Source organism: Streptomyces sp. NPDC032721, assembly GCF_055579625.1.
This window is the reverse complement of sequence record NZ_JBVIMX010000017.1, coordinates 108,345-135,342: the sequence shown is the minus strand read 5'-3', so window position 1 is coordinate 135,342 and position 26,998 is coordinate 108,345. Positions and strand designations below refer to the sequence as shown.

The following is a 26,998-nucleotide window of genomic DNA, read 5'->3' as shown; positions in this document are numbered from 1 at the left end:
CTGTCACGGACTCCCCGCAGAGAGCGAAATTGCGGGATCATGTGGCCCATGACGGAGGTGTCCTCGCTCACAGGCCGACTGCTGGTGGCAACCCCGGCACTGGCGGACCCGAACTTCGACAGGGCGGTGGTGCTGGTCATCGACCACGACGGGGCGGGCACGCTCGGCGTGGTCCTGAACCGGCCGACCGCAGTGGGTGTCGACCAGATCCTGGCGCCCTGGGCGGAACTGGCGGGCGCGCCCGGGGTGGTCTTCCGGGGCGGTCCGGTGGGACAGGACTCGGCGCTCGGCGTGGCGGTGGTGCCGGGGGCGGACACGTTCTCCTCGGGCGTGCCGGGTGCGGGTGCGGGTGCGGGCGCGGGGTCGCGGCCGGGCGGGAGCTGCCCCGTGGGGTGGCGGCGGGTGCACGGGGCGATCGGCCTGGTGGACCTGGACACGCCGCCGGAACTGCTCGGTGCCGCCCTCGGGTCGCTGCGGATCTTCGCCGGGTACGCGGGGTGGGGGCCCGGCCAGCTGGAGGACGAGCTGACCGAGGGTGCCTGGTACGTCGTCGACTCCGAGCCGGGGGACGTGTCGTCGCCGCAGCCCGAGGGGCTGTGGCGGGCGGTGCTCAGGCGGCAGCGCAGCGGGCTCGCGATGATCGCGACGTATCCGGACGATCCGTCGCTCAACTAGGGCGAGTCATGAGGAGAGGGGCCTTGTACCCTTGGCCCGTATGAGCACTCTTGAGCCCGAGCCCGAGCGCGGGGCAGGTACGGGGACACTTGTAGAGCCGGTTCCTCAGACGTCGCGCGGCGACGGGGACCACGAGCGGTACGCCCACTACGTCCAGAAGGACAAGATCATGGCGAGTGCCCTGGAGGGCACTCCCGTCGTGGCGCTCTGCGGCAAGGTGTGGGTGCCGGGGCGTGATCCCAAGAAGTACCCGGTCTGCCCGATGTGCAAGGAGATCTTCGAGTCTCTCGGCGACAAGGGTGGCAAGGGCGGTAAGGACGGCAAGGGCGACAAGAAGTAGGCCCTCGCCGCCTGTTGGCGGCTTTTTACCGGTGGTGCCGGTGGATCCGGCGGTGCAGGTGATCCGGTGGTGCCGGTGATCCGGTGAAGCCGGTGGTTTTCAGTGGTGGGGACGGCCCCCGCGGTGCGCTTCGGCGCGCTGCGGGGGCCGTTTTCGTGTTTCCGGGGCCGGTTCCGGGGTGCTGCGGGGGCGTCGTGGGGGCGTGGCGCGGTCGTCGTGGGGCCGTGGCGGGGCGCGTGTCCGACCGGAACCGGGCTGGTTTCGATTGCCTGTCAACCCTTGTCCACGGCGAGGGCGCCCTTTAGTCTCCTGCCTGTTGTGTTGTGCAGAACGAAACGCCCGTTGCGTATGTTGCAACGCTCATCCGACAGGGGTTCCCTTCCATGAGGCTCAGCGTCCGAACATCCCTGCCCGTGGCGGCACTTGTCCTCGCCGGGCTCACCGCCACCGCCTGCGCCCCCCAGACCTCCGACGGCGCGGGTCCGAAGAAGGACGAGAAGAGCGGCACGCTGCGGGTGTGGCTGTTCCAGGAGGTCGGCAACAAGCCCAAGGAGCAGGTCGTCGACAAGGCGGTGGCCGCCTTCGAGAAGGCGCACGCCGGGACCAAGGTGCAGGTCGACTACATACCCGTCGACACCCGCGCCCAGAAGATCAAGGCGGCCTTCAACGACCCGAAGAGCGCCCCCGACCTCATCGAGTACGGCAACACCGACACCGCCGGATACGTCAAGGACGGCGGACTCGCCGACGTCACCGCCGAGTTCGGCGCCTGGGCGGACGCCAAGGACGCGGACGCCACCGCCAAGCAGTCCGTCACCGTCGACGGCAAGGTGTACGGCTCGCCGCTCTTCGTCGGCGTACGCGCCCTGTACTACCGCACCGACGTGCTGAAGGAAGCCGGCGTCGCGGTACCCACCAGCCAGGCCGAACTGATCGCCGCCGCCAAGAAGCTGCACAAGGCGAAGCCCGACATGTACGGGCTGGCGGTCGGCGGCGCGTACACCTACGGCGCGATGCCCTTCGTCTGGGCGAACGGCGGCGAACTCGCCACCGGCGGCGGGACCTCGTACAAGGCGGCCATCAACAGCCCGGCCGCGCGCAAGGGCATCACCGCGTACACCTCGCTCTTCGGCGATGACAACTGTCCGGCCGCCAAGTGCGCCGAGATGGGCGGCAACGCCACCATCACCGCCTTCGCCTCCGGCAAGGCCGCCATGGCCATCGGCGGCGACTTCAGCCACGCCGCCGTCGAGGCCGGCCAGGTCAAGGGCAAGTACGCGGTCGTGCCGCTGCCGGGCGTCGAAAAGGGCTCGGTGGCCCCGGCGTTCGCGGGCGGCAACAACATCGGCGTCCTCAAGAGCACCCCGCGCAAGACCCTCGCCGTGGAGCTGATGAAGTCCCTGACCGGCAAGCAGACCCAGGGCGAACTCTTCGACGCGATGGGCCTGATGCCGACCTACACCGACGTACGGGCCGAGGCCGCGAAGCGGGAGCCGTTCGTGGCGCCCTTCGTCAAGACCCTCGACTCCGGGCCGAAGTTCGTGCCCGCCTCGCCGGGCTGGGCGCAGATCGACGCCTCGCTGGTGCTGCCGACCATGTTCCAGGAGATCGTCAGCGGCCGTAAGGACGTCACCAAGGCGTCGGACGACGCGGCGAAGAAGATGGACGCGGCGTTCGGGACGTACAACAAGTGACCACCCTGATGACGGCGCGGGAGCCCAAGTCCGGGCAGCGCGGCCCGCGCCGGCCCTCCGCCACCCGGGGCGGCAGCCCGGCGACGCGCGGGCGCGGCTGGACGCCGTGGCTCTACCTGGCCCCGGCACTCGTCGTGCTGGCGGGGCTGCTGATCTACCCGATCTACCAGCTCGGCCTGATCTCCTTCCTCGAATACACGCAGGCCCAGGTCAGCGGCGGGGAACCGACCAGCTTCCAGGGCCTGGGCAACTACTCCACGCTCTTCTCCGACCCGCAGTTCTGGCAGGTGCTGCTGGCCACCGTCGGCTTCGCGGCGGCGTGCGTCGTCGCGACGCTCGGGGTGGGCTGCGCGCTCGCCGTGCTGCTCACCCGGGTGCGGGCGCTGCCCCGGCTGGTGCTGATGATGGCCTCGCTCGGCGCGTGGGCGACGCCCGCGATCACCGGGTCCACGGTCTGGGTGTTCCTCTTCGACGCGGACTACGGCCCGGTCAACCGGATCCTGGGGCTCGGCGACTTCTCCTGGACGTACGAGAAGTACAGCGCCTTCGCACTCGTGCTGCTCGAAGTGGTCTGGTGCTCCTTCCCGTTCGTGATGGTCACGGTGTACGCCGGGATCCGCGCGATCCCCGGGGAGGTGCTGGAGGCGGCGGCGCTGGACGGGGCGTCGCAGTGGAAGATCTGGCGCTCGGTCATGGCGCCGATGCTGCGGCCGATCCTGGTGGTCGTGACGATCCAGTCGATCATCTGGGACTTCAAGGTCTTCACCCAGATCTTCGTGATGACCAACGGCGGCGGCATCGCCGGCCAGAACCTCGTCCTCAATGTGTACGCGTACCAGAAGGCGTTCGCGTCCTCGCAGTACAGCCTCGGCTCCGCGATCGGGATCGTGATGCTGCTGATCCTGCTGGCGGTCACGCTCGTGTACCTGAGGCTGATGCGACGTCAGGGAGAAGAGCTGTGAGTGCACTGGGTTCCGTCGCCTCCGCGCTGCGGATCAAACGTCCGGGTCGGCTCGTCGCGGAGGCGTCCGCGATGGTCATCGCGGTGCTGGTGGCCTTCCCCCTCTACTGGATGGTCCTCTCGGCGCTGAAGCCGGCCGGGGAGATCCAGTCGACGGACGCCAAGCCCTGGACGCTGGCGCCCTCGCTGGACTCCTTCCGGCGGGTCTTCGAACAGCAGGACTTCGGGCGGTACTTCCTCAACAGCCTGCTGGTCGCGGGAACGGTGGTGCTCGCCTCCGCGCTGATCGCGTTCCTCGCGGCCACCGCGGTGACCCGCTTCCGGTTCAAGTTCCGCACCACGCTGCTGATCATGTTCCTGGTGGCGCAGATGGTGCCGGTCGAGGCGCTGACCATTCCGCTGTTCTTCCAGATGCGCGACTTCGGGCAGCTCAACACGCTGGGCTCGCTGATCCTGCCGCACATCGCCTTCTCGCTGCCGTTCGCGATCTGGATGCTGCGCGGCTTCGTGAAGGCGGTGCCGGAGGCGCTGGAGGAGGCGGCGTACATCGACGGGGCGAGCCGCACCCGCTTCCTGTGGCAGATCCTCTTCCCGCTGGTCTTCCCGGGCCTGGTCGCCACGAGCGTCTTCTCCTTCATCTCCACCTGGAACGACTTCCTGTTCGCGAAGACCTTCCTGATCAGCGACACCTCGCAGTCGACCCTGCCGATGGCGCTGCTGGTCTTCTTCAAGCCGGACGAGAACGACTGGGGAGGGATCATGGCCGCGTCGACGGTGATGACCATCCCGGTGCTGGTCTTCTTCGTCCTCGTACAGCGGCGCCTGGTCTCCGGACTGGGCGGCGCGGTGAAGGACTGACGAGACCGCGGACCCGGAGCACGCGCATGACCGTACGACCGAAGAATCGAAGGGAACCGAGGGACATGACCGATCTGATTCCGGCCCCGGCAGCAGTCGACGGCCCGCACAGCGGCGGAGCGGTGCGGCTGGACGCGCAGTCCACCCTGTACGCGGGCCCGGGTACGGAGACCACCGCGAACTGGCTGCGCGGCACCGTCGGTCCGGCTCTAGGGCTGCCGCTCGCGCCGGGCGGTGCGGACTCGGGCAGCGCGCTGCGGCTGGTGCTCGACGACACCCTGGCGGCGGAGGCGTACAGGCTGACCGTGAGCGAGGAGCGGGGCATCGAGCTGCGCGGCGGCAGTGGTGCGGGCGTCTTCTGGGCCGCCCAGACCCTGCGTCAGCTGCTCGGGGCCCAGGCGTTCCGCAGTGCCCCGGTGGGCGGGGACGGTGGCGGCGCCAGTGGGGGTGGCGGCGGCGCGCGGGGGTGGAGCGTTCCGGAGCAGGTGATCGAGGACGCGCCCCGGTTCGGCTGGCGGGGGCTGATGCTGGACGTGGCCCGGCACTTCATGCCCAAGAACGACGTCCTGCGCTACCTCGACCTGCTGGCCGCGCACAAGCTGAACGTCTTCCACTTCCACCTCACCGACGACCAGGGCTGGCGCGTCGAGATCAAGCGCTACCCCCGGCTCACCGAGGTCGGCTCCTGGCGGCCCCGCACCAAGTGGGGTCACCGGGCGTCGGAGTTGTGGAGCGAGACCCCGCACGGCGGCCACTACACCCAGGACGACATCCGGGAGATCGTCGCGTACGCCGCCGCCCGGCACATCACCGTCGTCCCCGAGATCGACATCCCCGGCCACTCCCAGGCCGCCATCGCCGCGTACCCGGAACTCGGCAACACCGACGTCGTGGACACCGCGTCGCTGGGCGTCTGGGACACCTGGGGCGTCAACCCGAACATCCTCGCCCCGACCGACGGCGTACTGCGCTTCTACGAAGGGGTCTTCGAGGAGATCCTCGAACTCTTCCCGTCCCGCTTCGTGCACATCGGCGGGGACGAGGCCCCCAAGGACCAGTGGAAGAAGTCCCCGACCGCCCAGGCCCGCATCGCCGAACTCGGCCTGTCCGGCGAGGACGAGCTCCAGTCCTGGTTCATCCGGCACTTCGACACCTGGCTCACCGAACGGGGCCGCCGCCTGATCGGCTGGGACGAGATCCTGGAGGGCGGACTCGCCCCCGGTGCCGCTGTCTCCTCCTGGCGCGGCTACGCGGGCGGCATCGCGGCCGCCAGGGCCGGCCACGACGTCGTCATGTGCCCCGAGCAGCAGGTGTACTTGGACCACCGCCAGCACGGCGGCCCCGACGAGCCGGTCCCCATCGGCTACGTCCGCACCCTGGAGGACGTCTACCGCTTCGAACCCGTTCCCCCGGAGCTGACCGAGGAACAGGCCCGGCACGTCCTGGGCACCCAGGCCAACGTCTGGACCGAGGTCATGGAGAACCGGAGCCGGGTCGACTACCAGGTCTTCCCCCGCCTCGCCGCGTTCGCGGAGGTCGCCTGGTCCACCCTGCCCGCCCCGGCCGAACGGGACTTCGCCGCCTTCGAGTCCCGGATGGGCGCCCACTACGACCGGCTTGACGCCCTCGGCGTGGACTACCGGCCGCCCGGCGGCCCGCTGCCGTGGCAGCGGCGACCCGGCGTGATCGGACGCCCGATCGAGGGGGCGCCCCCAAACGTGTGAGCCGCACGTGGAGATGCGTGTGCCGCCGCCCCGGCCCTGGGACCGTTCCCTGGGCCGGGGCGCACCCGTGTGCGGTCCGCCGTACGACGCCCTCGCACTCCGCCCCGCACAACGCTGCCGATTTCCGTGCAGAGTTGAACGAAGTGCGCAGACTCCCTGAACTCCCTGAACTCCCCGAACAGGCCAAAAGTGCCAAATGTGATCATTAAGGCCCCTATCGGGGGTGAGGGGTGAAAGCGGAACAGTGCCCCGACCCCGGGTGAGAAGTCCCATGGCGGACCCTCGCGTCGGGCGGATCCGAAGATGTGCCAGAGTTGCCACGTCCGGGCCGGGAGCACGTACCGTACGGCGCAACAAGGCGGGACACCGGGAAGGGGCAGCTGGGTTGACCACGCACGCACCGCAGGCGGCGCAGTCCGTGACGCTGCCTGCCTCGCTCGACGAAGCCGTGGCGGCACTGACCGCCATGCCCGCCGCCGTGCCCGTCGCGGGCGGCACCGACCTGATGGCCGCCGTGAACTCCGGGCACCTCAGGCCCTCGGGACTGGTCGGCCTCGGCCGGATCAGCGAGATCCGGGGCTGGCAGTACCAGGACGGCCACGCCCTCCTCGGCGCCGGCCTCACCCACGCCCGGATGGGCCGCCCCGACTTCGCGGCACTCATCCCCGCCCTGGCCGCCGCCGCCCGCGCCGCCGGCCCGCCGCAGATCCGCAACGCCGGAACCCTCGGCGGCAACATCGTCACCGCCGCCCCCACCGGGGACTCGCTGCCCGTCCTCGCGGCCCTGGAGGCGACCCTCGTCGTCGCGGGCCCGGCCGGCCGCCGCGACATCCCCGTCTCCCACCTGCTGGCCGGGCGCGCGATGCTGGAGCCCGGCGAGCTCATCGCCTTCGTGCGCGCACCGCTGCTGCACGCCCCCCAGGTCTTCCTCAAGGCCACCGGCCGCACCGGCCCCGGCCGCGCCACCGCCTCCGTCGCCCTCGTCCTGGACCCGGCCCGGCGCGGGGTGCGCTGCGCGGTGGGAGCCATCGCGCAGATGCCGCTGCGCCCGCTGGAGGCCGAGGCCTGGATCGCGTCGCTGATCGACTGGGACGGCGAGCGCCGCCTCGCCCCGGAAGCCTGCGAGGCCTTCGGCGAGTACGTCGCCGCCGCCTGCATCCCGGACCCGCCACAGCCCGCCGACGGGGGAGAGGCCCCACAGCTGTCCCCCGCCGTACTGCACCTGCGGCGCACGGTCGCCGCGCTGGCCCGACGAGCACTGGGGAGGGCGCTGTCATGACCGACCACAACCGCAGCACCGCCGCCGACAACCAGAACCCCGGATACCCGGGGAACGCCGACGACACCGGCCACCAGGACCCCTCCGCGCCCCCTGCCCAGCAGGGCGACGCGGGCAGCGCGAGCCCCGGTGACCCCGGGCACGCACCGGCACCGGTCTACGTCCCGGCACCCGGACTCGGCCCGAGCGGCTGGCAACCGACGCCGCAGGGCGGCGAGTACGACGCCGACGCCACGGCGTTCGTCCAGCTGCCGGAGGGCTTCGACTTCTCCGGCACCGGCGACCCGCTCGCCGCGCCAGGCCACGACTACGTGCCGCCGCACATCACGGCTCCGCTGGAGACCGGCACCTGGAACGTCCACCTCCACCAGGACCCCCAGGCCTACCCGCCGCAGCCCTACCAGCCCCACGACGCGCACCAGCCGCCGCAGCACCAGCCGGCGCCGTCCCACGACCCGCAGTCGCACCAGCCGTCCGCGGGCTGGCCCACGGCGGGCCACGACGCGGGCGCCACGAGCCAGTGGAACTTCTCCGAGGCCCTGGACGCGGCCCCGGCCCCCGCCGCCCCCGCGCCCGCGCCTGCTCAGGAACCCCCGTCGGGCCTGCCCACCGGGCAGTGGACGATCCCCGTCGTCGAGGACGAAGCCCCGGAGGACTCCGGAGAGTTCTCCGCCGCCCAGGCGGCACCCTGGCACTCCCCGGGCGCCCCGGCCACCCTGCCGGGCGGCGCCCCCGCCCCCTGGGCGGTGCACCACACGCGCCCCACCGACGCCCCGGAGGACGGAACCGGGACCCCGGCCGAGCCCGACGCGGCGGTAGGTACCGACGCGACGGCAGAGCCCGACCCGACCGCCGAGCCCGGTGCACTCGCTGGGGCCGACGCGGCTGTGGCGGCCGCAGCGGCCGACCCGGCAGCCGACGGTGATCAAGCCGCCCCCGCCGGTGATCAGGCATCCGCCGGTGACCAGGAGCCCGGGACGGAACCCGTTCCGGCCCAGGACCAGGTGCAGGACCCGGCACAGGACACCGACTCGGCTTCTCACCCGGACGAGACTGCGGACCCGGCCACGGCTTCGGCAGCCGCCGACGAGGCCTCCGACGACCCCGCGCTCACGCCCGATGGCACCCCGGAAGCAGCCGCGACCGAGACCGACGGCAACGATGGCGGCGACGGCGACGGCGACGGCGACGTCGACGGCGACAGCGACGGCAGCACCGAGCACGCGGGTGTCGACGGGAACGCCGGTCACGCCGAGGCAGCCCCGGACTCCGCCCTCGGTACCGCCGGTGCCCCGGACTCCGCCCCCGGCACGGCCGGAACCCCGGGCACCGACGCCGAGTACGCCCTCGGCGGCGCCTCCGGTGTCGAACCGTCCTACGCCCTCCCGCACGAGCCCGCCCCCTTCCGCAACGAGCCCAGCGAACACCCGCACGCCTCCTACGTGTTGCGGGTCAACGGCGCCGACCGCCCCGTCACCGACGCCTGGATCGGCGAGTCGCTCCTGTACGTACTGCGCGAGCGCCTCGGCCTCGCCGGTGCCAAGGACGGCTGCTCCCAGGGTGAGTGCGGAGCCTGTGCCGTCCAGGTCGACGGCCGGCTCGTCGCCTCCTGCCTGGTGCCCGCCGCGACCACCGCCGGCTCCGAGGTCCGTACCGTCGAGGGCCTGGCCACCGACGGCGAACCCTCCGACGTGCAGCGCGCCCTGTCCAACTGCGGGGCCGTGCAGTGCGGCTTCTGCATCCCCGGCATGGCGATGACCGTCCACGACCTGCTTGAGGGCAACCACGCGCCGACCGAGCTGGAGACCCGGCAGGCCCTCTGCGGCAACCTCTGCCGCTGCTCCGGATACCGCGGCGTACTCGAAGCCGTACGCGAGGTCGTCACCGAGCGCGAGGCGAGCGCGGAGGCCGCGGCCACCGGCCACACCACCGAAGAGGCCCGCATCCCGCACCAGGCACCCCCCGGCGCGGGCAGCGCCCAGCACACCCTTCACCACCCGCACGACGGAGGCATGGCGTGAGCAACGACGCGGCCACCGCGACCGCAGCGGTCGGCGGCACGCAGCAGGACCCGCCCGCCCACGGCCTCGGCGCCTCGCTCCCCGCGGCCGACGCCCGCGCCAAGACCGAGGGCACCTTCCCCTACGCGGCCGACCTGTGGGCCGAGGGCCTGCTGTGGGCCTCGATCCTGCGCTCCCCGCACGCGCACGCGCGCATCGTCTCCGTCGACACCTCCGCGGCGGCCGCGATGCCGGGCGTCCGCGCCGTCGTCACCCAGGCCGACGTGCCCGGCGACCCGAACTACGGGCGCAAGGTCGTCGACCGCCCGGTGTTCGCCTCCACGGTCGTACGCCACCACGGCGAGCCGATCGCCGCCGTAGCCGCCGACCACCCCGACACCGCCCGGCTGGCGGCTGCCGCGATCGCCGTCGAGTACGAGGTCCTCGAACCGGTCACCGACCCGGAGCAGGCGTTCGAGGCCGAACCCCTCCACCCCGACGGCAACCTGATCCGGCACATCCCGCTCAGTTTCGGCGACCCCGAGATCACCGGTGAGGTCGTCGTCGAGGGCCTGTACCGGATCGGCCGCCAGGACCCCGCACCCATCGGTGCCGAGGCCGGCCTCGCCGTGCCCCGCCCGGACGGCGGCGTCGAGATCTACACCGCCTCCACCGACCCGCACACCGACCGCGATCTGGCCGCCGCCAGCTTCGGCCTGGAACGCGAGCGAGTGAAGATCGTCGTCACCGGTGTGCCCGGAGCCACCGGCGACCGCGAGGACGCGGGCTTCCAACTCCCGCTCGGACTCCTGGCGTTGCGGACCGGCTGCCCGGTCAAACTCGCCGCCACCCGCGAGGAGTCCTTCCTCGGCCACGCCCACCGTCACCCGACCCTGCTGCGCTACCGCCACCATGCGGACGCCGAGGGCCGCCTGGTGAAGGTCGAGGCGCAGATCCTGCTCGACGCGGGCGCGTACGCCGACGCCTCCTCCGAGTCCCTCGCCGCCGCCGTCTCCTTCGCCTGCGGCCCGTACGTCGTGCCGCACGCCTTCATCGAGGGCTGGGCGGTCCGCACCAACAACCCTCCGTCCGGCCACGTCCGCGGCGAGGGCGCCCTCCAGGTGTGCGCGGCGTACGAGGGCCAGATGGACAAGCTGGCCGACAAACTCGGGCTGGAACCCGCCGAGTTGCGCATGCGCAACGTCCTGGCCACCGGCGATCTGCTGCCCACGGGCCAGACCGTCACCTGCCCCGCCCCCGTCGCCGAACTCCTGCGCGCCGTACGGGACTTCCCGCTGCCCACCCTCCCCAAGGACTCCCCGGAAGAGGGCTGGCTGCTGCCCGGCGGCCCGGAGGGAGCCGGTGAGCCCAGCGCCGTACGCCGCGGCGTCGGCTACGCACTGGGCATGGTGCACATGCTCGGCGCGGAAGGGACCGACGAGGTCTCCACCGCCACCGTCAAGGTGCACGACGGAGTCGCCACCGTCATCTGCGCGGCCGTCGAGACCGGCCAGGGCTTCTCGACGCTGGCCCGCCAGATCGTCCAGGAGACCCTGGGCATCGACGAGGTGCACGTCGCCTCCGTCGACACCGACCAGCCCCCGGCCGGCCCCGCCACCCACGGCCGCCACACCTGGGTGTCCGGCGGTGCCGTCGAACGCGCCGCGAAGATGGTCCGCACCCAGCTCCTCCAGCCGCTGGCGCACAAGTTCGGCATGTCCACCGAACTGCTCTCGATCGCCGACGGCAAGATCACCTCGTACGACGGCGTCCTGAGCACCACCGTCACCGAGGCCATGGACGGCAAGGAACTGTGGGCCACCGCCCAGTGCCGGCCGCACCCCACCGAGCCCCTGGACGAGACCGGGCAGGGCGATGCGTTCGTCGGACTCGCCTTCTGCGCGGTCAGGGCGATCGTGGACGTCGACATCGAGCTGGGTTCGATCCGCGTCGTGGAGATGGCGGTCGCCCAGGACGTCGGGCGGGTCCTCAACCCCGCCCAGCTGGCCGCCCGTATCGAGGCCGGAGTCACCCTGGGCGTCGGAGCGGCACTGACGGAGAACCTCCGCGCCCCGCGCGGCCTGGTCCGTCACCCCAACCTGACGCACTACGCCCTGCCGACGGCGCTGGACGCCCCGGACATCCGCATCGTCAAGCTGGTCGAGGAGCGCGACGTGGTCGCCCCCTTCGGCGCCAAGGCGGCGAGCGCGGTGCCCGTCGTCACCTCGCCCGCAGCGGTCGCCTCGGCGGTCAGGGCAGCCACCGGACGCCCGATCAACCGGCTGCCGATCCGGCCGCAGGCAGCGGTCAGCACCTCCTGACGCACGAGGCAGGACCTGGGGAGCGCCGGACGCCCTGACGGGCTCCCCAGGTGTGGCGTGCCCGGCTCCGCCGGTACCTGCCCCGTGCGGCCGCAGCCTTCGACGTCCGTAATCCACGAGCCGCGTACGGAAGTTCTGCCTACGCTCCTTCCATGGTCGACAACGAGGTCGCAGAACTGGATTCCGCCGTCGTGCTCGTGACCGGTGCGATGGCCGCCGGGAAGTCCACCGTGGCGCAGGCGCTCGCCGAACGGCTGCCCCGCGCGGCCCATGTGCGCGGCGACGTCTTCCGCAGGATGGTCGTGTCCGGGCGGGCGGAAATGGCGCAGGGCGCCGACGAGGGCGCACTGGCCCAGCTCCGGCTGCGATACCGGCTCTCCGCCGCCACGGCGGACGCGTACGCGGCTGAGGGCTTCACCGCCGTCGTGCAGGACATCGTCATCGGCAAGGAACTGGGCGACTACATCGCCTCGGTGCGCACCCGGCCGATGTACGTGGTGGTCCTCGCCCCTGACCCCGGGACCCTGGCTGCCCGCGACGCCGGACGGGTGAAGACCGGCTACAGCGAAGGGTGGACCCCGGAAGTCCTGGACCGGGCCATGCGGGAGGAGACGCCGAGGACCGGGCTGTGGCTGGACTCCTCGGGACAGACCCCGCAACAGACCGTCGAGGAAATCCTTGCGAGGCTGGCCGAGGCCCGGCAATGACCGGCAATAGACGGCAATGAGGGGACCCCGGCTCTCCTTCTCCGTGTAATCCCTATGCAGTTCACAAGGAACCTGTCGTCAATGCGACTTCACCCGCGAACACGAAATCCGCGAGTGGAAAAGAGTGTGACACCCGGGTCTGACAATCGGGATCTCCCGTTGCCGCCGGCTCTCGCTCGGCGCATGCCCCCTTGCCCCCGAGTGGTGGTCCAGGCCACCATGCGGGGCGCAACACGACTGACGGGCGTGACTCAAGAGGCGTGAGGGACTTTATGGGCGATACACCTGAGGTGTACGAGGCATACGAGGCCAACGGGATCCCAGGAGCCATTTCCGAAAGGCAGCTGAGCAGAAGGCGATTCGGCGTGCTGGCCGGTGCGGGAGCCGCAGCGCTGATCCTGCCCGGAAGCGCCGCCCGCGCAGCGTCCGGCCGAGCCGACGACCAAGCCGAGCGATCCGGTCAAGTCGACCGTGCCGTCCTGGCCGCCCCGACCGCCGGCTCCGCTCCGCGCCCCGCTTATCTCGGTACGTACACCACAAATCCCGGCGGCGGTAAGGGAATCGGCCTCGCCTCCTATCGGCCGGGCCACGGTGGACTGACTTCCTCCGGTGTGCTCGACGGGGTCGTGAATCCCTCGTACCTCACTCTGTCGCCGGACCGCAGGACCCTCTACGCGGTCAACGAACAGGCCGAAGGGGCCGTGACCGCAGTCCGGGTGGGCGGCGGCCGGCCCCCGCGGGTGCTGGGCGGCCGGTCCACCGGTGGCGACGATCCGTGCCATGTGTCGGTGCATCCCGGCGGAAGGTTCCTGCTGAGCGCCAACTACACGGGCGGCAGCCTCGCCGTGCACCCCATCGGGCGGGACGGGACGCTGGCCGAGGCCTCCGACGTCGTACGGCACACCGGTTCGGGGCCTGACCCGGAGCGGCAGGAGGGGCCGCACGCGCATATGGTGATCACCGATCCGGCCGGGCGGTACGTCCTGGCCGTCGATCTCGGCACCGACTCCGTGCACACGTACCGCCTCGACGAGCGGAAGGGGCGGCTCCGGGAGTGCGGGAGGGCGGCGACGCGCTCTGGGGCGGGGCCCCGGCACCTGGCTTTTCACCCGTCGGGGAGGTACGCGTACCTCGTCAACGAGCTCGACAACACCCTGGTGGTGTGCGGCTACGACCCACGGACCGGCACGCTGGAACCAGGGACTCCGCAGGCGACGCTGCCTCCCGGCACCGAGCTGGGCGAGCGCAACTACCCGGCGGGTGTGGTGGTTTCGGCCGACGGACGCTTCGTGTACGTGTCCAACCGGGGCCACAACAGCATCGCGGCCTTCGCCGTCGGACGCGGCGGCGCCGAGCTGCGGCTGCTGTCGGTGACGCCGTCGGGCGGTGCGTATCCGCGGCACATCGTGCTGGACCCAGCGGGGACGCTGCTGTTCGCCGCCAACCAGAAGTCGGGCACGGTCACGACGTTCCACGTGGACCGCCGGACAGGGCGGCTCACCTCGGCGGGCGAGGCCTTCGTGGCGCCGCTTCCGGTGTGCGTACTACCCCTCTGAGCAGGGGAATTGGCCTGCTCAAGGCTGATTGTCAGTGGCGGGGTCTAATCTCGTTTCCATGTCGGATCGGTGCGCGGAATCGGGCACCGATCCGTACGGGAAAGGAGGTGGGAGAGACGAGGCGGGACGGGACGGAAAAGAGGCCGTGATCGGAATCGAACCGACGTAACTCGCTTTGCAGGCGAGCCCCTGAGCCACTCGGGCACACGGCCGTGTGCTTGATTGTTCCTTGGCAACTCCAGAACGGTAGAACGGAATGGGGGATCCCTCCAAGGGGTTCGGCCGCGCCGCAATGCGACTGCCATGCCCCGTTCACAATGCGCGGCACAACGCGTCGTGCAACGCGTCGGACAAGGCGTCGGACAACGCGCCGTGAAGCGCGCCGCGCAATGCGCCGCACGGTGCGCCCCTCACATCGCGCCGAGGAACGAGGTCACCGCCGCCCGGAAGAGAGCGGGATCGTCCACCCACGGGTAATGGCCCACTCCGGCGAGCCGCCGCCATTCGCCCCGGGGGAAGGAATCCGCGACCGCTTCCCCCACGCGTACACCTGTGATCGTGTCCAGCTCGCCCGTCACCACCAGCGCCGGACAGGGCACCTCTCGCAGGTTCTTGAGGACGGCCAGCCGCGCCAGGTCGTCCACCCCCTGAGCGAAGCCGGCCCGGGGGACGGGGTTGTCCTGGGCGGGCTCGCCCGCCGCATGGGTGCGCTGCGGCGCGTCCCACCGGGCGTAGGCCATCGGGGCCGCCTGCGCCAGCAGAGTCCGGATCCGTGCCGGGTCGGAGGTCGTGGCGAGACCCTGGACGGCGGCCGACGCCTCCGCCCACCAGGACTCGCCGCTGCGGGACTCGAAGATCTCCCGTGCGTCGTCGGGGAGTTCACCCTGCGCTGCCTGGACACGGCCTTCCGGGCAGACGAGCACCAGGTGGCTCAGGCGCCCGGGGTACGAGGCGGCGTAGCACTGCGCGGTGGCGGCCGCGGCGCCGTGGGCGAGCAGGGCGAAGCGCTCCAGGCCGAGGCTCGCGCGCAGGGATTCGAGGTCCTGGGCGAGTGCGGGAAAGGCGTAGCGGTCGGGGTCGTCGGCAGCCGGGGAGCGGCCGGTGCCCCGGGGGTCCGGGACGAGGAGGCGGTACGTGCGGTCGAGGCCGCCCAGGCCCCCGAGATAGGCGGCGTCCCGGCCCGGGCCCCCGGCCAGGCATACGAGGGGTGCGCTGGAGGGGCCCATCACCCGGTAGGAGAGGGGCGTGTCGTCGTACGAGCGGTAGAAGGGCATGGCAGTACGCCTGCCCCGTCCTGGCCGGGGCACCGGTTTCACCATGCACGGGAATGACGGCCACCAGGCGTCGGTCGTACGACCAACGGCGGAGGACCGATGCGCCGATAGACAGGGGCCCACGCCGCTTTAGGCCCTTACTCTGGGGCCTATGACCGCCCTGGAGCCCCGCGACGCCGATGTCGCCCCGACCGACATATCCGAACCTTCGCCAACGCCTGCGGACTCCGGGCCCGCCAAGGAATCCTCGGAATCCGGGAGTACCCAGGAGGCCTCTGGCTCCGGCTCTGTTCCTGGGCCCGGTCCCGTATCCGGCTCCGGCTTCGGCTCCGGCTCCGGCGGGGAGGGTGTGCTCGGGAAGACCCACCGGGCGCTGAGCATCGGCATCGTCTCCGTGGTGCTGCTGATCGCCTTCGAGGCGACAGCCGTCGGTACGGCAATGCCCGTCGCCGCACGCGAACTGCACGGCATTCCCCTCTACGCCTTCGCGTTCTCGGCGTACTTCACCACCAGTCTCTTCGCGATGGTGCTGTCCGGTCAGTGGGCCGACCGGCGGGGCCCTCTCGGGCCGCTGACCACGGGGATCGTGGCCTTCGCGGCTGGTCTGGTGCTGTCGGGCACGGCGGGCACCATGCTGCTGTTCATCCTCGGCCGGGCCGTCCAGGGGCTCGGCGGCGGGCTGGTGATCGTCGCGCTATACGTCGTGATCAGCCGCGCCTACCCGGAGCGGCTGCGGCCGGCGATCCTGGCGGCGTTCGCCGCGAGCTGGGTGGTCCCCTCGGTGGTCGGGCCGCTCGCCTCGGGGGCGATCACCGAGAACCTCGGCTGGCGCTGGGTGTTCGTCGGCATCCCGGCCCTGGTGGTCTTCCCGCTGGCGCTCGCCCTGCCGGCGATCCGGCGGATGGCCGCGGGACCGGCCGACCCGGACGCGCCGGTGCCGCCCTTCGACCGGAAGCAGATCCGGCTCGCGCTCGGGATTTCGCTGGGTGCCGGACTCCTCCAGTACGCGGGGCAGGACCTGCGGTGGCTGTCGCTGCTGCCGGCGGCGCTGGGGGCGGCCCTGCTGGTGCCCGCTGTGCTCGGGCTGCTGCCCAAGGGGACCTACCGGGCGGCGCGGGGGCTGCCTTCGGTGGTGCTCCTGCGAGGTGTCGCGGCCGGGTCGTTCATCGCGGCGGAGTCGTTCGTGCCGCTGATGCTGGTCACCGAACGGGGGCTGTCGCCGACGATGGCGGGACTGTCGCTCGCCGTCGGGGGTGCGACCTGGGCGTTCGGCTCGTTCGTGCAGTCGCGGCCCCGGATGGAGCCGTACCGGGAGCGCCTCGTCTCGCTCGGCATGGTGCTCGTCGCGGCGGCCATCGCGACGGTTCCGACGGTGCTGATTCCCTCCGTGCCCGTGTGGATCGTCGCCGTCGCGTGGGCCTTCGGCTGCTTCGGCATGGGCATGGTCATCGCCTCGACCAGCGTCCTGCTGCTGAAGCTGTCGGCACCAGAGGAGGCGGGCACCAACTCGGCCGCACTCCAGATCTCCGACGGCCTGTCGAACGTCATGCTCCTGGCGATCGGCGGAGCGGTCTTCGCGGCCCTCGGTGGTGGCGCGGTCGCCACGCACTCGGCCGTGGCGAGCGGGGCCGGAGGCTCCCATCCGACGGCGTTCGCCGCGGTGTTCCTGCCGATGGCGGGAGTGGCGCTGGTGGGAGCGTGGGTGGCCACCCGGCTGCGGGAGCGCGAGGCGTAGCGGCGCGGCCGACTGCCCGGTGGCGCCTGCGCCGCCTCGGTGGCCCCGCGCCGCCGAAGGGCCGGCGCAGCCTGCGGTGGGCGCGGCCGGCGGTCGGCGGCCGGAGGTCGTGGTCGAACGGGTGGGCGACGTGGCGTTGGGCTACGCGTCGAAGAGTGTGGCGGCACCCCGCCCGACCTGCGCGAATCATCGATGTGAGAGGCGCCTCGTTGCTCCGGAGGGTCGTCGGACACGCGTTGCGGGTGGGGCGCCGGTAAGGTGGCCCGGTTGTCGTACGGGGCGTGATCGCGCTCCGTAGGCACGCCGCCACGTACCCGACGCTGCGACCGGAGACCGTGACTACCACCGCTTCGCACCACCTCTCACCCGCCTTTCCCGGCCGTGCCCCGTGGGGTACCGCCAACAAGCTGCGAGCCTGGCAGCAGGGGGCACTGGAGAAGTACATCCAGGACCAGCCCCGCGACTTCATGGCCGTCGCGACGCCCGGCGCGGGGAAGACCACCTTCGCGCTGACGCTCGCGTCGTGGCTGCTGCACCACCACGTGGTGCAGCAGATCACCGTGGTCGCACCGACCGAGCACCTGAAGAAGCAGTGGGCCGAGGCCGCCGCCCGGATAGGGATCAAGCTCGACCCCGAGTACAGCGCGGGACCGCTCAGCAAGGAGTACCAGGGCGTCGCGGTGACGTACGCCGGTGTGGGAGTGCGGCCGATGCTGCACCGCAACCGGTGCGAGCAGCGCAAGACCCTGGTCATCCTCGACGAGATCCACCACGCCGGTGACTCGAAGTCCTGGGGCGAGGCCTGCCAGGAGGCGTTCGACCCGGCGACCCGGCGGCTCGCGCTGACCGGTACGCCCTTCCGGTCCGACACCAACCCGATCCCCTTCGTCACGTACGAAGAGGGGAACGACGGGATCAGGCGCTCGTCCGCGGACTACACCTACGGCTACGGCAACGCGCTCGCCGACGGCGTCGTCCGACCCGTGATCTTCCTCAGCTACAGCGGCAACATGCGGTGGCGCACCAAGGCCGGTGACGAGATCGCGGCCCGGCTCGGCGAGCCGATGACCAAGGACGCCATCGGGCAGGCCTGGCGCACCGCGCTGTCGCCGACGGGGGAGTGGATCCCCAATGTGCTGGCCGCCGCCGACAAGCGGCTCACCGAGGTCAGGAAGGGCATCCCGGACGCCGGCGGACTGGTCATCGCGTCCGACCAGGAGTCCGCCCGCGAGTACGCCAAGATCCTCAAGAAGATCACCGGGCACAAGGCCACCGTGGTGCTCTCCGACGAGAAGGCCGCGTCGAAGAGGATCGACCAGTTCAGCGAGGATGGCTCCCGCTGGATGGTGGCGGTGCGCATGGTGTCCGAGGGGGTCGACGTGCCCCGCCTCGCGGTGGGTGTGTACGCGACGACGATCTCGACCCCGCTGTTCTTCGCGCAGGCGGTCGGGCGGTTCGTGCGGTCCCGCAGGCGGGGCGAGACGGCATCGGTGTTCGTGCCGACCATCCCGATGCTGCTCGACTTCGCGAACGAGATGGAGGTCGAGCGGGACCACGTCCTCGACAAGCCCAAGAAGGGGAGCGACGAGGAGAACCCCTTCTCCGAGGAGGACAAGCTCCTGGCCGACGCCGAGCGGCTGGAGGACGAGGAGACCGAGGACCAGCTGCCGTTCGAGGCGCTGGAGTCCGACGCGGTCTTCGACCGGGTGCTCTACGACGGGGCAGAGTTCGGGATGCAGGCGCACCCGGGCAGCGAAGAGGAGCAGGACTACCTGGGGATTCCCGGGCTGCTGGAGCCCGACCAGGTGCAGCTGCTCCTCCAGAAGCGGCAGACCCGGCAGATCGCGCACAGCCGCCAGAAGCCGGCCGCCGAGGCCGACCTGCTGGAGAAGGCCGCCGAGGCCCGGCCGGTCGTCACCCACAAGCAGCTGCTGGAGCTGCGCAAGTCGCTGAACACGATGGTCGGGGCCTACGTCCACCAGAGCGGCAAGCCGCACGGTGTGATCCACACCGAACTGCGCCGGGTCTGCGGTGGGCCGCCGAGCGCGGAGGCGACCGCCGGGCAGCTCAAGGAGCGGATCAAGAAGGTCCAGGAGTGGGCCACCCGGATGCGGTGAGCCGGCCAGCCGGTCAGCCGGTCAGCCGGTCAGCCGGTGGGCTGATGAGTCAGTGGGCCGGTGGCCTGGCGACCCCGTGGCCCCGTGGGCCGGTGAGACCGGTGGGTGGTCATGGGTGGGGCGGCTGAAGTCCCGTATGTTGGCGGGGAGTTGTTGCGGCAGGCGCGGCCCTGGAGTGGCCGGGGGCGGGATCCGGATCTGTGCGGTCCGGGTCCCGCCCGGCCGTCCGGTGAGGACGGGATCGCAGCCGAAGGACGGCCCCCACGGTCGGCCCTCGGCATGTCTGTCACCGTATTGCGCAGGTCAGCGCAGGCATATGCCCAAAAGTCCTGCCGCGTCGTGACTTTGGTCCCTGAAGGGGGCGGAGTCGCAGGTAGGGGGATCAACTCCCTTCCTGCGCCCGGATTCTGGACGAGGTCTTCCGCTGAGCGGAGTGGATCGCTACCTTTCCGGCAACGCATACGCCCCGTGGCAGCGTCGCCTCGGAGCGCAGCCGGTGTTAGGACATGCCGGCGGCCTCTGCGCGCGTCGCCGACGGGACCGGTGATGTGCACGATGCGCAGGAGGACCGTCCGCACTCACCACCAAGGAGTGGGCGTCGTGACCGCGGAGACTTCCCAGACGCTCGACAGAGGACTGCGCGTCCTCAAGCTGCTCGCCGATACCGACCACGGCCTCACCGTCACCGAGCTGTCCAACAAGCTCGGCGTCAACAGGACGGTGGTCTACCGGCTGCTCGCCACGCTGGAACAGCACGCACTCGTACGCCGTGATCTGGGCGGCCGCGCCCGGGTCGGGCTCGGGGTACTGCGGCTGGGACGGCAGGTCCACCCCCTGGTGCGGGAGGCGGCGCTGCCCGCGCTCAGGTCCCTCGCCGAGGACATAGGGGCGACGGCCCACCTCACCCTGGTCGACGGGGCCGAGGCCCTCGCCGTCGCGGTGGTCGAGCCGACCTGGACGGATTACCACGTCGCCTACCGGGCCGGGTTCCGTCACCCGCTCGACCGGGGGGCTGCGGGGCGGGCGATCCTGGCTGCGCGCCAGAGCGTACTGACCGAGCCCGGGTACACCCTCACCCACGGCGAGCTGGAGGCCGGGGCGAGCGGAGCCGCCGCACCGCTGATCGGGGTGACCGGTGTGGAGGGCAGCGTGGGGGTCGTCATGCTGTCCGACTCGGTTCCGGACCGGGTCGGGGCGCGGGTGGTCGACGCCGCCAAGGAGGTCGCCGACGCGCTCCGGTGAGACGGGGGCGCCGTGCGGTGAGACGGGGCGTACGGGGCGGGCCGTTAGATTGGGGGCGTGCTCCCTCTTTACTCTCGGCTCTCCCGCAACAGCCGTCTCGCTGTCCTGGCCCTGCCCGTCGCCGCACTGCTCGGGGTCGCGGCCTTCGCGCCGCTGCCCTATGCGGTGGCTCAGCCCGGGTCCGCGACCGATGTCCTGGGCAAGGACAAGGAGGGCAGGCCGGTCATCAGCGTGTCCGGTGTGCCGACCCGGCCGACGTCGGGGCAGCTGCGGATGACGACCATCGTCGCCACCGGCCCCTCCATCGACCACCGGGTCGGTGAGCTGGCCGACGCCTGGTTCAGGGAGGACCGGGCCGTCATGCCGCACGACGTGGTCTACCCGACGGGCGGCGACGACAAGGAGGTCTCCGAGTACAACCAGGGGGAGATGCTCAAGTCGCAGAACGCCGCTGTCGACGCCGCCCTCAATCACCTCGGCGACAAGGGCAAGGGCGCCAAGGTCGAACTCAACCTCGCCGACGTCGGCGGCCCCAGCGCCGGGCTGCTCTTCACCCTCGGCATCATCGACAAGATCGACGGCAACGGAGCGGGCGGCGATCTGACCGGCGGCCTCGACATCGCCGGTACGGGAACGATCGACGCGGACGGCACCGTGGGCCAGGTCGGTGGAGTACCGCTGAAGATCAAGGGCGCGAAGGCGGACGGAGCGACCGTGTTCCTGGTGCCGAAGAACGAGTGCTCCCAGGCGAAGACCGGACTGCCCGAGGGGATGCGGCTGGTGCCGGTCAGCACCCTGGCCGATGCGGTGTCCGCCCTGACGGAGCTGGGGAAGAAGGGCGGGGGAGGAGCGGTCCCGAGCTGCTGACGAGGGGCCGGAGCCGCGTGGGGTGGCTTATCGGGTAGTGGCCGTACGGAGGCGGTGGTCGGCGGTCGCGGAGCCCGCGGTGCGGACGAGGCGCAGGCCCAACTCGACGAGGGTCCAGCCCAGTTGGGTGCGGATGGCGTGGCCGGCGGAGTTGCGCGCGGTGGGGCCCAGGTGAGCCGCTGCGCGGGCCCGGCGGTCGGCGGCGGCCTCGCGGCGGAAGTCGGCGGAGCGGGCGGCGTGCAGGTGGCGGAAGGTCTCGGGGTGCATGGCGGTGCGTCCTCTCGGTCGGTCTTCGTTGTCGTACCGGAGTGGTGCCGTGGGCGTCGGGGGGCCGGGGGGAGTGGTGCCTGAGCTGGTGTGCGAGGGCATGCTCGGGAGAGGCGATGGCCGCGTCCGGGGCGGTCATGCCTCGCAGGGGAAGTGCGGGGGCGGTCAGTCCTTGGGCATGGGGAAGCCGTGCACGTGGACTCGGTACTTCGCGGAGCCTTCGGAGGCGGTGCCTTCGGGTTTGCGGTAGCTCTCGATCAACTCGGTGACACGTTCGCTGAGTTCGCTGGCCTCTTCCGGGGTCAGTTGCATCGTGTAGTTGCTGATCTCCGAGGTCTGTCGCCATGCTTCCGGCCACTCGCGCGAGGTGCCGAGCCAGGTGGAGAGTTCCTGGGTGTGCATGTTGGCGACCTCGTGCATGAAGAGGTCGGAGGCGGCGCGCAGTGCCGCGTTGGGGCTGTCGGCCAGTGAGCCGTCGTAGCGGGTGCCGTCGTGGGTGGCGCGCCACCAGCGTTCCCGGCCCTTGCCCAGTGCCGGATCGTCCTCGACGAAGCCGTACGCCGCCAACTGGCGCAGGTGGTAACTGGTGGCGCCGCTCGACTCGCTCAGCCGGTCGGCGAGTTGGGAGGAGGTCGCGGGCCCGAAGTCGCGCAGGGCCTGCAACAGGCTCATCCGCAGCGGGTGTGCGAGTCCGCGCAGGCTGCGGGCATCGAGTTCGTGGATCCTCCGCTCGGTGGTGGCCGGGGGAGCTGAGTCGTTCGAGGCGTCACGGTCGGGCATGCACCCACAGTAGAGTTGCAAAGGAATCGTTGCAAGGGTTCTTTTGCAACCACTTCTTTGTAAGTCCGGAAGTGCCAATTCCCCTTCCTTTGCCGTTACTTCAGTCCTCCCTGATGAACCCCTCCCGGGTCAGCCACTCCTTCGCCACCGCATGCGGGTCCTCGCCGTCGACGTCCACCTTGGCGTTCAGGTCCTGCGCCACCTCGTTGGTGAGCTTGGCCGTGATCGGGTCCAGCAGGCCGGCGATGGCCGGGTACTTCTTCAGGGTGTCGCTGTTGATCTCGGGGGCCGCGTTGTAGTTGGGGAAGAAGTGCTTGTCGTCCTCCATCACCACCAGGCCCATCGCCTTGATCCGGCCGTCCGTGGTGAAGACCTGGCCGTAGGTGCACGAGGAGCCCCCGGCCACCTGGGTGTAGATGATTCCGTCGTCCATCTTCGCCACGTTGCCCGCCGGGACCGTCATCCCGTACGCCTTCTGCATGCCCGGCAGCCCGTCCCCGCGCGAGGCGAACTCCGAGCCCACGCACAGCGTCACCGCCGACGGGTCCTTGCGCGACAGAGCGGCGACGTCGGAGAGGGTCCTGGTCCGGTACTTCCGCTGATTGGCCTTGTTCATCGCCAGGGCGTACGTGTTGTTGAGGGTGGCCGGGGGCAGCCAGCTGATGCCGTTCGCCGCGTCAGCGGCCCTGACCGCCTCCCACTGCTTCCTGGGGTCGGCGATCGGCTTGTCGTGGCCGAGATAGGTGATCCACGCGGTGCCGGTGTACTCGTACATGGCGTCCGCGTCGCCGCCCTTGACCGCCTCCCGGGCGCCGATCGAGCCCTGGATCCCGGTCCGGTCCAGGACCTTGGCCCCCGCCGCCTCGAAGGCGAGTCCGATGATCTGGCCGAGTACCAGCTGCTCCGTGAACTCCTTCGAGGTGACGGTCAGTTGGGCGTCCTTCAGGGGCAGCCCCGCACCCACGCTCCCCGGCCGTACGTCGTCCACCATCGGGCTGCCACTGGTCAGCCCGCACCCCGACAGGACGGCGGACAGCACCACACCCGCGGCCGCCAGCCTCCTCGTACCGCTGCGGCCCCTCATGCCCCGACCTCCAGTCCGCGCGGCCTCAGCAACAGCTCCACCAGCGACGCCAGCCAGTCCACGAACAGCGCCAGCGCCACCGTCAGCACCGACCCCAGCACCAGCACCGGCATCCGCTGCGTGGTGATCCCGGTGGTGATCAGGTCGCCCAGCCCGCCGCCGCCCCCGAACGCGGCCAGCGTCGCCGTGCCCACGTTGAGCACCAGCGCCGTCCGTACGCCCGCGAGGATCAGCGGTACGGCGAGGGGCAGTTCCACCCTGGTCAGTACGCCCACCTTGGACATGCCGATGCCGCGCGCCGCCTCAAGCAGGGTCGGGTCGTTCGCCCGAAGCCCCGCGATCGTGTTGGAGAGGACCGGCAGCACCGCGTAAATGATCATGCCGATGAGAGCGGCGCGCTCGCCGATGCCCAGCCAGATCACCAGCAGGGCGAGCAGTCCGATCGCCGGGGTGGCCTGCCCGATGTTGGCGAGCGTGGTGGCGAACGGAGCCGCCCGCCGCAGCCCTGGCCGGGTGAGCAGGATGCCCAGCGGGATCGCGATGACCAGCACGAAGAAGGTGGAGATCACGGTCAGGTCGACGTGCTGCTTGAAGCGCAGCCATACGTTGCCGTCGGCGAGCGCGTTCTGCGCGATCGTGTCCAGCTCGGCGTTCCTGAACCAGATCCAGGTGATCAGCAGGACCACCGCCAGCGCGGCGGGCAGCAACACCGCCCGCTGCCAGGTGATCCTGCGCGGCATCCGGCCGCCCCGTACACCGGGCCCGTTCGCGGCGGCCACCGGCGGAGCGTCCGCCTCCGGGGCCCGGTCGTCGTCCCGGAAGACGGCCCCCATCACCTCGTGCTCACCCTCGGGGCGCCGCTGACCGGGTTCCCGCTCGGGCCGCCGCCGCTCCGGCTGCCCCGGTGCGCCGGCCCCCGAGTCGCTGCTCGGGCTCATGCCGGCCCCTCCGAGGGAGCCGCCCGCCCGCCGGACGGAGCGGGGCCCGAGTCCGGCCCGGGGCCCGAGTCCTGCCCACCCGGTTCACCCAGCTCCGGGTACGCCGCCCGCCCCCGGTGCTCCGCCGCCTCCAGCCGGTCCGCCTCCAGCATTTCCTGCACGGAGTTCATCAGCGTCTCCATGTCGACGACCCCGGTGTACTCCCCGCGCCGCCCGGTCACCGCGACCCGTCCCGCGTTGTCGATCAGTACGGCCTCCAGCGCGTCCCGCAGCGTCGCGTCCCTGGTCACGGTGTCGTGCACCAGCGTCCCCGCCCGCGCCAGCGAGCCCTTCGCCCGCATCAGGTCGCCGCGCCGCAGCCACTTGTAGGGCCGCCGGTGCCGGTCGAGCAGCAGGAGTTCGTTGGTGTGCGCGTGCCGCAGCTTGTTGAAGATCTCCTGCAACGGATCGTCGACCGTCACGACGGGGAAGTCCGCGATCTCCACGTCCCGTACCCGAGTCAGGTTCAGCCGCTTAAGGGCCGCCCCCGCACCCACGAACCCCGACACGAAGTCGTCCGCCGGATTGGTCAGGATCGCCTCGGGGGTGTCGAACTGGGCGATGTGCGACCGGTCCCGCAGCACCGCGATCCGGTCGCCCAGCTTGATCGCCTCGTCGAAGTCGTGGGTGACGAACACGATCGTCTTGTGCAGCTCGTGCTGGAGCCGGATCAGCTCGTCCTGGAGGTGGTCCCGGGTGATCGGGTCGACGGCCCCGAACGGCTCGTCCATCAGCAGTACGGGCGGATCGGCCGCCAACGCCCGCGCCACGCCCACCCGTTGCTGCTGCCCGCCGGACAGCTGGCGCGGGTACCTGCCCCGGAACTCGGCCGCGTCGAGCCCCACCAGATCGAGCATCTCCTCGACCCGCGACCGCACCCGCGCCTTGCTCCAGCCGACCATCTTCGGTACGAGCGCGATGTTCTGCGCCACTGTCATGTGCGGGAAGAGCCCGGACGACTGGATCGCGTACCCCACCTGGCGGCGCAGCTTCACCGGGTCCATCTCGGTGACGTCCTCACCGTCGATCCGGATCCGCCCCGAGGTCGGCTCGATCAGCCGGTTGATCATCTTCAGCAGGGTCGTCTTGCCGCCGCCGGACGGGCCCACGAAGACGACCGTCTCCCCGGCCCGGATCTCCATGCTGACGTTGTCCACGGAGGGGTACGGGTTCCCCGCGTACTGCTTGGTCAGGTTCTCCAGCCGGATCGCGGCACCGGACGTAGCGACGGACTCAGGCACGGATCCCCCTAGGGATGGTCAGACGCCCCACCAGGACGTACACGGCGTCGAAGATCAGCGCGAGCACCACAATGCCGAGCGTGCCCGCCAGCACCTGGTTGAGTGCGTTCTTGCTGCCCAGCGACGAGATCCCGCGGAAGATCTCGTTGCCGAGGCCGGGTCCCGAGGCGTACGCGGCGATGGCGGCGATGCCCATCAGCATCTGGGTGGCCACCCGGATCCCGGTCAGGATCGGCGGCCAGGCCAGTGGCAGTTCGACCTTCAGGAGCCGGGACGTGCGCGACATTCCGATGCCGCGCGCCGCGTCCACCAGGGTGGGGTCGACGCCCCGGAGCCCGACGATGGAGTTGCGCACGATCGGCAGCAGCCCGTACAGCACCAGGGCGATCACGGTCGGCGCCACCCCGAGCCCGACCAACGGGATCAGCAGACCGATCATCGCCAGCGAGGGCACGGTCAGGATCCCGGAGGCGGCGGTGGTCGCGAGGTTCCCCGCCCATTCGCTCCGGTACGTCACGACGCCGATCAGCACCCCGATCAGCGTCGCCGCGACCATGCACTGGAAGACGGCGCTGGCGTGCTGGAAGGCGTCGGCCAGCAACTGCTGGTGCCGGCTGCCGAGGTACTCCCAGAAATTCACGGGCCACTCCTCGGCATCGGCGTACGAGCAGGTCAGAGCAGGTCACAGCGGATCACAGCGGATAACAGCAGGTCACAGCAGGTCACATCAGGTCACGGCCGGTCAGGTCAGCCCGGACGCCTGCTCCACCAGCGGGATGATCCGCAGCGGAACGGGGTTCTCCATGACGATCGCCGTGGAGGCCCGGACGATGCCATCAAAACCCACAACCCGGTCGATCACACGTTGGAGATCGGCGTTCGACCGCGCGACCAGCCGGCACAGCATGTCCCCGTGCCCGGTCGTCGTGTGCAGCTCCAGCACCTCGGGCACGCCGGTCAGATGCGCCCGTACGTCCGCGCCCTGACCCTGTTTGATCTCCAGTGTCGCGAACGCCGTCACCGGGTATCCGAGCGCCGCCGGGTCCACGTCAGGACCGAACCCCCGGATGACGCCATTCGACTGAAGCCGGTCCATCCGCGCCTGTACGGTCCCGCGCGCCACGCCGAGCCGCCGCGAGGCCTCCAGCACCCCGATGCGGGGCTCGCGGGCCAGCAGCACGATCAGCCGCCCGTCCAACTCGTCCACTGCCATGGGCACTCCCCGATCGCTGGTCATCCTGTACAGATAGCACCCTCATACTCGGTCTCCACTGCACACAATGACCAGCTTTTGTGCGA

At 71.2% G+C, this 26,998-nt stretch carries 23 protein-coding genes and 1 tRNA gene; 15 read left to right on the top strand and 9 right to left on the bottom strand.

The genetic code is table 11. From position 1 onward, the window contains the following. Positions 1-48 precede the first annotated feature (48 nt). The 11 genes from ACZ5PB_RS31320 (at position 49) to ACZ5PB_RS31270 (ending at position 14,115) form a co-directional block, all read left to right on the top strand. Positions 49-675, top strand: coding sequence for a YqgE/AlgH family protein (locus tag ACZ5PB_RS31320; RefSeq protein ID WP_468695792.1), 627 nt, complete (start codon positions 49-51; stop codon positions 673-675). Positions 676-715: 40 nt separating this feature from the next. Then, positions 716-1,015 (top strand): DUF3039 domain-containing protein, encoded by a 300-nt coding sequence (locus ACZ5PB_RS31315; RefSeq protein ID WP_185031735.1) that lies wholly within the window; start codon positions 716-718, stop codon positions 1,013-1,015. Between the two features lie 383 nt (positions 1,016-1,398). Next, a complete protein-coding gene (locus ACZ5PB_RS31310) occupies positions 1,399-2,709 on the top strand; it encodes an extracellular solute-binding protein (RefSeq protein ID WP_468695789.1) in 1,311 nt (436 codons plus the stop codon). After that, entirely contained in the window at positions 2,706-3,671 is a 966-nt protein-coding gene (locus ACZ5PB_RS31305; protein WP_468695788.1) for a carbohydrate ABC transporter permease, read from the top strand. The genes ACZ5PB_RS31310 and ACZ5PB_RS31305 overlap by 4 nt, the downstream gene beginning before the upstream one ends. A gap of 71 nt (positions 3,672-3,742) precedes the next feature. Next, positions 3,743-4,528, top strand: coding sequence for a carbohydrate ABC transporter permease (locus ACZ5PB_RS31300; protein ID WP_468695885.1), 786 nt, complete (start codon positions 3,743-3,745; stop codon positions 4,526-4,528). Between the two features lie 65 nt (positions 4,529-4,593). Further along, on the top strand, positions 4,594-6,252 hold the full coding sequence (locus ACZ5PB_RS31295; protein WP_468695787.1) for a beta-N-acetylhexosaminidase: 1,659 nt from the start codon (positions 4,594-4,596) through the stop codon (positions 6,250-6,252). Between the two features lie 385 nt (positions 6,253-6,637). Further along, on the top strand, positions 6,638-7,531 hold the full coding sequence (locus tag ACZ5PB_RS31290) for an FAD binding domain-containing protein (RefSeq protein WP_468695785.1): 894 nt from the start codon (positions 6,638-6,640) through the stop codon (positions 7,529-7,531). Beyond that, positions 7,528-9,552 carry a (2Fe-2S)-binding protein gene (locus tag ACZ5PB_RS31285; protein ID WP_468695783.1) on the top strand — a complete coding sequence of 675 codons (2,025 nt, stop codon included), beginning with the start codon at positions 7,528-7,530 and terminating at the stop codon, positions 9,550-9,552. Before ACZ5PB_RS31290 ends, ACZ5PB_RS31285 begins: the two co-directional genes overlap by 4 nt. Next, the gene (locus ACZ5PB_RS31280; protein ID WP_468695781.1) at positions 9,549-11,852 is read left to right on the top strand and encodes a xanthine dehydrogenase family protein molybdopterin-binding subunit; all 2,304 of its coding nucleotides are present in this window, start codon (positions 9,549-9,551) and stop codon (positions 11,850-11,852) included. Before ACZ5PB_RS31285 ends, ACZ5PB_RS31280 begins: the two co-directional genes overlap by 4 nt. A 152-nt stretch (positions 11,853-12,004) precedes the next feature. Beyond that, complete coding sequence (locus ACZ5PB_RS31275; protein WP_468695780.1) at positions 12,005-12,559, top strand: AAA family ATPase; 555 nt, start codon at positions 12,005-12,007, stop codon at positions 12,557-12,559. 365 nt (positions 12,560-12,924) lie between these two features. Next, positions 12,925-14,115 carry a lactonase family protein gene (locus ACZ5PB_RS31270; protein ID WP_468695778.1) on the top strand — a complete coding sequence of 397 codons (1,191 nt, stop codon included), beginning with the start codon at positions 12,925-12,927 and terminating at the stop codon, positions 14,113-14,115. Positions 14,116-14,255: 140 nt separating this feature from the next. Here ACZ5PB_RS31270 and ACZ5PB_RS31265 read toward each other — a convergent pair. Then, a tRNA-Cys gene (locus ACZ5PB_RS31265) sits at positions 14,256-14,327 on the bottom strand. Positions 14,328-14,525: 198 nt separating this feature from the next. Continuing rightward, positions 14,526-15,389 (bottom strand): alpha/beta fold hydrolase, encoded by an 864-nt coding sequence (locus tag ACZ5PB_RS31260; protein ID WP_468695776.1) that lies wholly within the window; start codon positions 15,387-15,389, stop codon positions 14,526-14,528. Between the two features lie 151 nt (positions 15,390-15,540). On the opposite strand from ACZ5PB_RS31260, the gene ACZ5PB_RS31255 reads away from it, so the two are divergent. The 4 genes from ACZ5PB_RS31255 to ACZ5PB_RS31240 all read left to right on the top strand — a co-directional run bounded on the left by ACZ5PB_RS31255 (position 15,541) and on the right by ACZ5PB_RS31240 (position 21,350). Next, complete coding sequence (locus tag ACZ5PB_RS31255; RefSeq protein WP_468695774.1) at positions 15,541-17,124, top strand: MFS transporter; 1,584 nt, start codon at positions 15,541-15,543, stop codon at positions 17,122-17,124. Positions 17,125-17,459: 335 nt separating this feature from the next. Beyond that, the gene (locus tag ACZ5PB_RS31250; protein ID WP_468695773.1) at positions 17,460-19,241 is read left to right on the top strand and encodes a DEAD/DEAH box helicase; all 1,782 of its coding nucleotides are present in this window, start codon (positions 17,460-17,462) and stop codon (positions 19,239-19,241) included. Positions 19,242-19,841: 600 nt separating this feature from the next. Further along, positions 19,842-20,483, top strand: a complete 642-nt coding sequence (locus ACZ5PB_RS31245) for an IclR family transcriptional regulator (protein WP_468695771.1) — start codon at positions 19,842-19,844, stop codon at positions 20,481-20,483. Between the two features lie 57 nt (positions 20,484-20,540). Further along, positions 20,541-21,350 (top strand): hypothetical protein, encoded by an 810-nt coding sequence (locus ACZ5PB_RS31240; RefSeq protein ID WP_468695769.1) that lies wholly within the window; start codon positions 20,541-20,543, stop codon positions 21,348-21,350. A gap of 27 nt (positions 21,351-21,377) precedes the next feature. On the opposite strand, the gene ACZ5PB_RS31235 is transcribed toward ACZ5PB_RS31240, so the two are convergent. The 7 genes from ACZ5PB_RS31235 to ACZ5PB_RS31205 all read right to left on the bottom strand — a co-directional run bounded on the left by ACZ5PB_RS31235 (position 21,378) and on the right by ACZ5PB_RS31205 (position 26,912). After that, the gene (locus tag ACZ5PB_RS31235; protein ID WP_468695768.1) at positions 21,378-21,617 is read right to left on the bottom strand and encodes a hypothetical protein; all 240 of its coding nucleotides are present in this window, start codon (positions 21,615-21,617) and stop codon (positions 21,378-21,380) included. 165 nt (positions 21,618-21,782) lie between these two features. Next, positions 21,783-22,397, bottom strand: a complete 615-nt coding sequence (locus ACZ5PB_RS31230; protein WP_468695767.1) for a helix-turn-helix domain-containing protein — start codon at positions 22,395-22,397, stop codon at positions 21,783-21,785. A gap of 100 nt (positions 22,398-22,497) precedes the next feature. After that, positions 22,498-23,481 carry a glycine betaine ABC transporter substrate-binding protein gene (locus ACZ5PB_RS31225; protein WP_468695766.1) on the bottom strand — a complete coding sequence of 328 codons (984 nt, stop codon included), beginning with the start codon at positions 23,479-23,481 and terminating at the stop codon, positions 22,498-22,500. Beyond that, positions 23,478-24,419 (bottom strand): ABC transporter permease, encoded by a 942-nt coding sequence (locus ACZ5PB_RS31220; RefSeq protein ID WP_468695765.1) that lies wholly within the window; start codon positions 24,417-24,419, stop codon positions 23,478-23,480. Before ACZ5PB_RS31220 ends, ACZ5PB_RS31225 begins: the two co-directional genes overlap by 4 nt. Further along, entirely contained in the window at positions 24,416-25,699 is a 1,284-nt protein-coding gene (locus ACZ5PB_RS31215; protein WP_468695764.1) for a betaine/proline/choline family ABC transporter ATP-binding protein, read from the bottom strand. Before ACZ5PB_RS31215 ends, ACZ5PB_RS31220 begins: the two co-directional genes overlap by 4 nt. Continuing rightward, positions 25,692-26,339, bottom strand: a complete 648-nt coding sequence (locus ACZ5PB_RS31210) for an ABC transporter permease (protein WP_468695763.1) — start codon at positions 26,337-26,339, stop codon at positions 25,692-25,694. Before ACZ5PB_RS31210 ends, ACZ5PB_RS31215 begins: the two co-directional genes overlap by 8 nt. 102 nt (positions 26,340-26,441) lie before the next feature. Next, complete coding sequence (locus ACZ5PB_RS31205) at positions 26,442-26,912, bottom strand: Lrp/AsnC family transcriptional regulator (protein ID WP_468695762.1); 471 nt, start codon at positions 26,910-26,912, stop codon at positions 26,442-26,444. Positions 26,913-26,998: the final 86 nt, after the last annotated feature.